Origin of the sequence: Bacillus sp. JJ1764, from assembly GCF_036962145.1 — a bacterium.
Lineage (GTDB): Bacteria > Bacillota > Bacilli > Bacillales > Cytobacillaceae > Neobacillus.
This window is the reverse complement of sequence record NZ_JBALNY010000145.1, coordinates 10,617-12,328: the sequence shown is the minus strand read 5'-3', so window position 1 is coordinate 12,328 and position 1,712 is coordinate 10,617. Positions and strand designations below refer to the sequence as shown.

The 1,712-nt window shown below is 35.9% G+C and carries 2 protein-coding genes; one reads left to right on the top strand and one right to left on the bottom strand.

Going from position 1 to position 1,712, the window contains the following annotated elements; translation table 11 throughout:
* The first annotated feature begins 316 nt into the window (after nt 1-316).
* Complete coding sequence (locus tag V7083_RS18780; RefSeq protein WP_335480776.1) at nt 317-1,129, top strand: cobalamin-binding protein; 813 nt, start codon at nt 317-319, stop codon at nt 1,127-1,129.
* Nucleotides 1,130-1,164: 35 nt separating this feature from the next.
* Here the strand turns inward: V7083_RS18780 and V7083_RS18775 are convergent, their stop codons facing one another.
* Entirely contained in the window at nt 1,165-1,290 is a 126-nt protein-coding gene (locus V7083_RS18775) for a bacitracin ABC transporter ATP-binding protein (protein WP_335480774.1), read from the bottom strand.
* Nucleotides 1,291-1,712: the final 422 nt, after the last annotated feature.

The following is a 1,712-nucleotide window of genomic DNA, read 5'->3' as shown; positions in this document are numbered from 1 at the left end:
CCTATTTTATTTACCCTGAGCTCAAATACCCTTGACTACACAAAAAAACCCTGCATTCGCAAGGGTTCTAAACACTATTCATTCTTCGTATTAGTATACTCTAGTTTGTTCATAGGTTCTCAAACAATTATATTACATAAAATTATTACATTTTCCTAGAATGATAAAACCAAATGAAATAGCGATCCTTTGGGCTTAACTCTCACTTCAGAATTTTATTTTATTTTTGTGTTCATTCATCATTATTTTTTGCATAGGGAACATGGAGATTTTTATTATAATAGATAATAAGAAGATTTGATTAGGGGGAAGTATATTGAAATTGATTTCCATTTGTCCGAGTAATACTGAATTTATAGCCTATTTAGGGCTAACTTCTTCATTAATAGGGGTAGATGATTATTCAGATTGGCCGAAAGAAATTACTGAATTGCCAAGGTTGGGACCAGATTTGAACATCGATATGGATAAAATAGAGAAACTACAGCCTGATTTGGTTTTAGCTTCCCTATCCGTTCCGGGTATGGAACGAAATATCGAGGAGTTAGAGAAACGTAAAATACCATATGTAATTGTGCCAAATCCACAAACACTAGAAGAAGTGGGGAATTGTCTTTTGTTCGTTGGCAATGTCACAAACACCTTCCCACGGGCCAACGAATTATTTGAAAGATTTAATCGTACCTTAAAACTGTATAAATCTTTAAGCCAACAAGTTAAAGAATCAAAAACCCTTTATTGGGAATGGTGGGCAAAGCCGATCTTCACCCCGGGTTCCCAGAACTGGCTGACAGAAATTAGCATGCTTGCGGGTGGAAGAAATATTTTTGATGACCAAGTGGTTGCAAGTTTCCAGACGGATTGGGAAGAGGTTAAGTTCCGCAACCCAGATATAATCTGTGTCGTTTGGGTAGGTGTTCAAAAAAATAAAGTTAACCCAAAGGTCATTCTGAAACGCCCCGGCTGGGATCAAATGACTGCGATAAAAAACAACCAACTTCACATTTTAGATGAACCGCTTTTTTGTAGGCCATCCCCTCGGCTTTTAAATGGCCTGGCTAAAATAGCTCATATACTCCATCCCGAAATTTATCCTGGGTTTCACGAGGGAGATGACTTGTTATTGTAGCCAGTGTAGAAAAACAAAATGGCAAACAATTATTTTTACTCATCTTCATGGATTGATTCCAGATTTTCTTCTTTGTTAGGCCAGCCATATTTTTCATTTATATCCTTTGTGAGTTCATCCAGGAATTCATCCGAGAATAAGGGGCTATTTTCTTTATACATGTAAACCCTCCTTATCTTTACTAATTCATATTAATAAAATATGTTTTACCCTTCTTAACATTTCCTTTGTTCCAAGTTTTAAACTATTTTCGGACGATTAAGGTATGAAAACAAAAAAGAAGCAGAGAAATCACTGCTTCTTTTAACTTTAATGATGGCTATTTTCGTATAGGTTGTTGTTTTTGGCATTAAAAATGGACCTTAGAAACCAAGGTCCATTTTTAGTGTACATTTTTTCGGGTTACGAAATAATTATCTCTTTTTGTCAAACCGAGGTCTGGGTAACTTCGGTCATGGTTATGACATTTCAGTTTGATTGTGTCCAAAGTCATGGCAGCTTCGGACACAGTTATGCCAAATTAACTTGATCGTGTTCGAAGTCAAGAGAACTTCAGACATAGTTATACCAAATTTGGCTTGAT